The 6,435-nt window shown below is 58.2% G+C and carries 7 protein-coding genes and 2 pseudogenes; 4 read left to right on the top strand and 5 right to left on the bottom strand.

All coding sequences use genetic code 11. From position 1 onward, the window contains the following. Nucleotides 1-597: pseudogene (locus B3Y70_RS08365) on the top strand (glycosyltransferase family 39 protein); the annotation flags it as partial. Between the two features lie 75 nt (nt 598-672). Next, nucleotides 673-1,434, top strand: a complete 762-nt coding sequence (cobS, locus tag B3Y70_RS08360; protein WP_011783835.1) for an adenosylcobinamide-GDP ribazoletransferase — start codon at nt 673-675, stop codon at nt 1,432-1,434. 13 nt (nt 1,435-1,447) lie between these two features. Here cobS and B3Y70_RS08355 read toward each other — a convergent pair whose 3' ends face one another. Then, nucleotides 1,448-2,116 carry a DNA-3-methyladenine glycosylase I gene (locus B3Y70_RS08355; RefSeq protein ID WP_153739788.1) on the bottom strand — a complete coding sequence of 223 codons (669 nt, stop codon included), beginning with the start codon at nt 2,114-2,116 and terminating at the stop codon, nt 1,448-1,450. Between the two features lie 114 nt (nt 2,117-2,230). On the opposite strand from B3Y70_RS08355, the gene B3Y70_RS08350 reads away from it, so the two are divergent. Both B3Y70_RS08350 and B3Y70_RS08345 read left to right on the top strand, forming a co-directional pair. Beyond that, nucleotides 2,231-2,809, top strand: coding sequence for a nucleotidyltransferase domain-containing protein (locus tag B3Y70_RS08350; RefSeq protein WP_023007791.1), 579 nt, complete (start codon nt 2,231-2,233; stop codon nt 2,807-2,809). A 15-nt stretch (nt 2,810-2,824) separates the two neighbouring features. Then, nucleotides 2,825-3,244, top strand: coding sequence for a hypothetical protein (locus B3Y70_RS08345; protein ID WP_023007792.1), 420 nt, complete (start codon nt 2,825-2,827; stop codon nt 3,242-3,244). 14 nt (nt 3,245-3,258) lie between these two features. Here the strand turns inward: B3Y70_RS08345 and bluB are convergent, their stop codons facing one another. The 4 genes and pseudogenes from bluB to B3Y70_RS08325 all read right to left on the bottom strand — a co-directional run. Further along, the gene (gene bluB, locus B3Y70_RS08340; protein WP_278349795.1) at nt 3,259-3,960 is read right to left on the bottom strand and encodes a 5,6-dimethylbenzimidazole synthase; all 702 of its coding nucleotides are present in this window, start codon (nt 3,958-3,960) and stop codon (nt 3,259-3,261) included. Then, complete coding sequence (locus B3Y70_RS08335; RefSeq protein WP_278349794.1) at nt 3,957-5,426, bottom strand: cobyric acid synthase; 1,470 nt, start codon at nt 5,424-5,426, stop codon at nt 3,957-3,959. The genes bluB and B3Y70_RS08335 overlap by 4 nt, the downstream gene beginning before the upstream one ends. Further along, on the bottom strand, nt 5,427-6,038 hold the full coding sequence (cobO, locus tag B3Y70_RS08330; protein ID WP_011783832.1) for a cob(I)yrinic acid a,c-diamide adenosyltransferase: 612 nt from the start codon (nt 6,036-6,038) through the stop codon (nt 5,427-5,429). It lies immediately after the preceding gene. A gap of 34 nt (nt 6,039-6,072) precedes the next feature. Then, a pseudogene (locus B3Y70_RS08325) lies at nt 6,073-6,435 on the bottom strand (cobyrinate a,c-diamide synthase); the annotation flags it as partial.

Genomic DNA, 6,435 nt, shown 5'->3' with positions numbered 1-6,435 from the left:
CTAGCCTGGAATGACCACCCTCGTCTGGTGGAAAAGGTCGCTGACTACACCCAGGATCCGGCTCGACTGCACGAAGCCGGCACCCTGTTGTTCACCCTTGGGTTTATCTGGGTCGCAAGTCTCATGGCGTTCTGGCGCTGTCGGGCACTCGGGCGCTGGTTCATTGCCCTGATGGTGAGTTGGCTGGTGTTCACATCCTGGGGTTATCGGATTCTCGAGCCATTGCGCACACCCAGAAATGTGCTCGCCGCAGCCGAGCAGTTCGTGCCTGCCGGCGGGCAGATTGGCATGATTGATTTCCGTGAACAGTTTATTCTTTTCTCGAAGCGGGATTTCACTCATTTCAGCTTCTTCAGTTCACTGGAACAGGAAGATCGTAATGCATGGGTCTGGATGAAGAAGACGCCAGACAGTTACCTCATTGTGGCCGATCGGCATGCTCTGTCGTGCTTCACCACTGACGGCGCAAAATCAATTGGCACCGCTCACCGGGATACCTACGTGCTGCTGAGCGACCAGGACATGACTGACAGCTGTGAACCACCGGACAAGGTGACACGCTTTACCACCGAAAACCCCGGGAAGTGGTTGGACTGATGCAACCCTGAGAACACCGCAAATTTTGTTGGTCTCACGTACAATGGGCGCTTTTGAATTCTCAAGGAGGCGCCCTTGCTCCCTCGCTCGCAGATTGCACAAGAATGGCAGGCCTTCTGGCTGGCCCTGGGCTTCCTGACTCGTATCCCAATGCTCGTTCGGATTGATTACTCCCAGCGCCTGATGAACCAGAGCAGCGTTTATTTTCCCCTGGTGGGCCTTCTGCTCGGCCTTGGCTATTGCGCCGCCTACTTTCTGTTCTCATTGGTGGCCAGCCCGCTGGCGGCCATTATCCTGGTAGTTATTCTGCACCTGTTTATCACCGGGGCCTTCCACGAAGATGGCCTGGCCGACAGTGTTGATGCTCTCGGCGGCGGCTATACCGTTGAAAAACGACTGGAGATCATGAAAGACAGCCGGATCGGAACCTATGGCACAGTGGCACTGGTGATGGCCTTGCTGCTGAAAGTAGCTCTGCTGGCTGAGGCTGAATTGATCTGGCTTGCGTTGCTGGTGGCACCTGCGGTTTCCCGGCTGACACCACTGATATTGATGGCCTGCCTGCCGTACGTCACTGACCCCGATAAGAGTAAATCCAAGCCGGTGGCAGACGGTTTCTCCCGCAGCCGTTTGCTGGCGGCCGCGGGGTTTGTATTGTTGCTGGCAGCCGGATTATCACTCTGGCAGCCGTTACTGATTCCCGCAGCCATAACGGCCGTCCTGCTGGTTGCTGTGTTCTGGGGCAGCTATCTTCGTAGCCAGCTCGGTGGTTACACCGGCGACACCCTGGGCGCAGCTGTCGTGTTCAGTGAACTGGCGCTGTTGCTGTTTCTCTAACGTGGGGGCATCGTCAGTTATCCACCGTGAAGGACACTATCCGGGACAGGTGGCTGATGGGCATTTCCGTCTCTTCGTGCCAACGGTTGAACGCCTCCTGGGCCTGGCTCATGCCTTTCTTGCTGGCCGGTGAGGCATCCAGTATTCCGGCCCGGGTCAGGGCGGTAACCACATCGTGGGACAGGATAAAACCATCCCAACCCACCCGGCGCAGGAAGTACTGGGCTGAGTTCCCCCCCAGACGCTCACCGTTACGCTTCAGGTAGAGCAGCAGCCCCACCTGATCGGTCGACGGCCACTGGGCCAGAAACTGACCAAAGCTGCCATGGTCTTTCGCCACATCCATGATCATCCGGGCATTTTCCGGCACGGTCCGGATCTTCTGCATGTTGCGAACGATACGCTCGTCTGTAGCCAGCTGCTCGATCACTTCTGGCGGCACCTGCTGCCAGTAGGCGGGCACAAACCCTTCGAAGGCCGCCTCAAAATCCGGCCACTTGTTCTCGATTACCCGCCAGACAAAACCAGCCTTGAAAATGCATCGGGTGATCTCGGACAGGTAACGGTCGTCGCCGATCTCCGCCAGACGATGTTTTTCGGTGACCGGAGGCAACAGGGATTTCAGGGCCTGCTCGCCACCCTTCCGGGCCAAGGCCTGCTGGTAAAACACAGAAAACTTCATAGACCCTCCACAGAGATCCCCAAATTGGGACTTAAAGATCCCAATATGGGATTGAAAATACCCAAATCAGGTACTAAAGTACCCATATTGAGACTCATGAGATGCGACCTGACCATGCCTGGAACCAGTATCGGTGACGCACTGTTTACCAAAACCCAACAGCGCCTGCTATCGCTTATCTACGGCCATCCAGACCAGAGCCTGTACCTGAATGAACTGGTACGTCTAGCAAATATAGGGCGCGGCACCGTTGTCCGGGAGCTGGCCAAACTGACCGATTCCGGTCTGGTCGTCATGACCCGCCAAGGCAACCAGAACCACTACCAGGCCAACCCGGACAACCCGATCTTCGATGAGCTGAAACACATCGTCCAGAAAACCTTTGGTATTTCCGATGTGCTCCGGAATGCCCTGGCGCCACTGGCGGATACTCTCGAACAAGCCTTTATCTACGGTTCCGTGGCAAAAGGGGATGCCCATGCGGGCAGCGATGTCGATGTCATGCTGATCGGCCACGATCTCAGTTACAGCGAGGTTATGGAACTGCTGGCCCCCGCCGAACAACAATTACAACGAACCATCAATCCCACGTTATACTCTCCCGCCGAGTTCGAGCAGCGTATCAAAGACAATCAGAGTTTTGTCACCCGGGTGCTGGACCAACCCCGCCTCGACCTCCGCTTCAGCCACTGAGACAAGACACATTGCATGGAAGCACTCGATAATCTGGTCAGGATCCGACGACTCAAGGCAGAACCACCTGATGCCCGGGAGTTCGAAGGCATGCTCAAGGCTGCCGACACCAAGCTCCGGGACGCCTGCATTGAGGGATTGTCTGAGGACAGCCAGTTCTCTCTGGCTTATGGCGCCGCCCACGCATTATCGCTCGCCGCCCTGAGATGGCACGGGTATCGTTCCGAAAGCCGTTATATTGTCTTCCAGTGCCTGCAACACACCATTGGCTTACCCAATGCCAAATGGCGCGTGTTGGACAAGTGTCATTCGGCCCGCAATCTGGCCGAATACGAGGGCCACATGGACGTGAACCCCCAATTGCTGAAGGAGCTGATTGCGATCACTCGCGAGCTGCAATCACTGGTGAGGGATCTGCCGCCAATAGGAAACTGACGTCCATCCCGATGTCAGACCTGCTTTAACCGGGCCAGCAGGGACTCCTGATCAAGGGCGCCACCCCAGGTATTACCATGTACCAGATCTTCCAGCGGCAGCCGGGAACGCCAGCCTTTGGACTGTAATTCCGGTTGCTCCAGGAATTCACTGACATAGCCCAGGCAGAGATAGGCCAGTGGGTATACATGATCCGGTAACTGCAGGATATTCGACAGTACATCCTGATCCAGGATGCTCACCCAGCCCACGCCAATGCCCTCGGCCCGTGCCGCCAGCCAGAGATTCTGCACCGCCAGGCAGGTGCTGAACAGATCCATTTCCATAATGGAATTACGCCCCAGGACATTGGGGCCGCCGCGGGATCGATCACAGGTGATGCAGAGGTTGATGGGGCTTTCCAGAATGCCCTGCAGTTTCAGGCTCCGATAGGTTTGCTGGCGCTCGCCGGTGTAGTTTTCCGAGGCCTTTGCGTTTTCATTGTTAAAACTGTCCAGCACCTGCTCGCGCACCGCCAGGCTGTCGATCACGATGAAATCCCAGGGCTGCATGAAGCCGACGGACGGGGCGTGGTGGGCAGCTCTCAGGATGCGCGCCAGAACCGCCTCCGGAATGGCATCCGGCAGGAACTGAGAGCGCACATCCCGGCGCTCGAAGATGGCCCGGTACAGGCCTTCGCGCTGGGCCTCGCTGAAGGGATCATTCGGGTTACTCACAACTGCAAAAGTCTCCTTAACCGGTCTGTGTCCAGGCACTGGTGCACCTGATCGGCCAGGCGATCAAGCTGCTGCAGACGGTGACGCTGGTAGTCCACCGACTGCTCGCCCTGTGTTTTAAGGCCTGCCCAGTCCAGAATGGCATTGCAGGCGGCTGGCTCGTCGAAGACGCCGTGGATATAGGTACCCGCCACCTGGCCATCCGCACTGACGGCGCCATCCGGCCTGCCTTCCAGCTCTGCAAATGGGCGCACCAGCGCGGCACCTTCCGTGACACCGTTGTGCATTTCATAGCCTTTCAGGGCGCTTGTCACCGCCGTGCTGGCAATATGGGAAGTCAGCCCACCAATTACCATTCGAAGCTGCTTGCCCGGCACCATACGGGTCACCATCTCGAACAGGGCCAGGCCCTCGGTTATACCGATTTCACCTTCCAGCCCTTCCGGGTCTTCCACTTTAAGTCCCAGCATCTGGAAGCCGCCACAGATACCCAATAGCTTGCCGCCATACCGCAGGTGTTTCTGGATGGCCTCCGGCCAGCCTTGTTGCTTCAGCCACTGCAGGTCGTGCCGGGTGCTTTTGCTGCCGGGCAAAATAACAAGATCGGCTGGCGGAATGGGTTCATCCGGCCCCACGAACACCAGGTCAACGCCCGGGTGGAGTCGCAACGGATCAAAATCGTTGTGGTTGCTGATTCGGGGCAATACCGGCACCACCACTTTCAGGGCGCCGGCCTCACTGGTGCCGGCGGCACTGACGCTGTCTTCGGAGTCGATCACCAACCCGTGCAGGTATGGCAAAACGCCGAACACCGGCTTGTCCGTGTGTTCCGTCAGCCAGTCCAGCCCGGGCTCCAACAGCCCAATATCACCCCGGAACCGGTTGATGACAAAACCCGCCGTCCTGTCCCGCTCACTCTCGGAAAGCAACGCCAGTGTACCCACCAACTGGGCGAAAACCCCACCCTTGTCGATATCCCCTACCAGCAACACCGGGCAATCGGCGGCTTCGGCAAAACCCATGTTGGCAATGTCGTTGGCCCGCAGGTTGATTTCCGCGGGGCTGCCGGCGCCTTCGGCGATGACCACATCGTAGCGGGCGCTCAGATCCCGCCAGCTCGCCATCACCGAATTCATCGCCTCAGCTTTGTAGGCGTGGTAATCCAGAGCATCCATATTGCCATGGACCTTGCCCCGCAAGATCACCTGGGCGCCGCAATCGCTCTGGGGTTTCAACAACACCGGGTTCATGTCGCTGTGGGGCTCCAGGCCACAGGCCAGCGCCTGTAACGCCGTGGAACGGCCAATCTCGCCGCCATCCACGGTGACTGCACTGTTCAGGGCCATATTCTGGGGCTTGAATGGCGCGACTGAGACCCCCTGCCGGGCCAGCCAGCGACACAGCGCCGCCACCACCGTGGTTTTGCCAGCATCCGAGGTGGTGCCCTGCACCATCAGGGTGGGCATTTACAGCTCCACACCCTTCTGGGCCTTGATGCCCTGATCCTTGAAGGCATGTTTGACCACACCCATCTCGGTGACCGTATCAGCCAGATCAATCAGTTCCTGCGGAGCCCCGCGACCGGTGACCACCACATGCTGCATTTCCGGACGGGCCTGCAGGTCGTCCAGCACCCTATCGAGATCGATGTAGTCGTACTTCAGGGCGATATTCAGTTCATCCAGCAGTACCAGGTCATAGCTGTCATCGCTCAGCATGCTTGCTGCAACTTCCCAGGCATCGGTTGCGCTCTTAACATCCTGTTCCCGGTTCTGAGTGTCCCAGGTGTAGCCCTGTCCCATCACGTGGTAGGTGACGTTCGGCAGCTCACGGAAGAAAGCTTCCTCACCGGTGCTGAATGCGCCTTTGATAAACTGGACGATGCCCACTTTCATACCGTGGCCCAGAGCCCGGGCCACCATGCCAAAGCCTGAACTGCTTTTGCCCTTGCCGGGGCCGGTGAGCACCAGCAACACGCCCTGTTCTTTCTGGGCTCGGGCGATGCGCTCCTGCATGATTTTCTGCTTGGCGGCCATGCGCCTGGCATGGCGTTCGGGGTCTTTGGCGCGTTCACGCATGATGACTCTCCTTGGGTTAAAGCGTTCGAGTTGCTCAAGAAAACCGGATTTCCTCACCGCGAAAGATCGCGCTAATCAAAGCAGGCGCTGACGGGAAGTATCCGTGAAAATAGCTGGCCACCAGATTCTGGTCGCGATACACCGCCTCACCTTCCGAGCCAGCCTGTTTCTTCGCCCTGGCGGCAGGTAGCCACGGTGTCTCAAGACTCGAATGGTGATAGGTGTGGCCCCGCAACCCGCCGAGCTGGGTTTCCAGACTTTGCAGACCCAGTGCGGTCAGTCGGTTAGCCATGGTCGCCCGCCCGGGCACCAGGCCCAGCAGACGATGTACTTTGCCGTCTTTATCTGCCAGCTCTTCGGCACAGGCCATCAGACCACCGCACTCTGCCAGAATGGG

The organism is Marinobacter sp. UBA5687 (assembly GCF_002420325.1).
Taxonomy (GTDB): Bacteria; Pseudomonadota; Gammaproteobacteria; order Pseudomonadales; family Oleiphilaceae; genus Marinobacter; species Marinobacter nauticus.
Note: the sequence above shows the minus strand (reverse complement) of the source record. Positions and strands in the feature narration are given on the sequence as shown.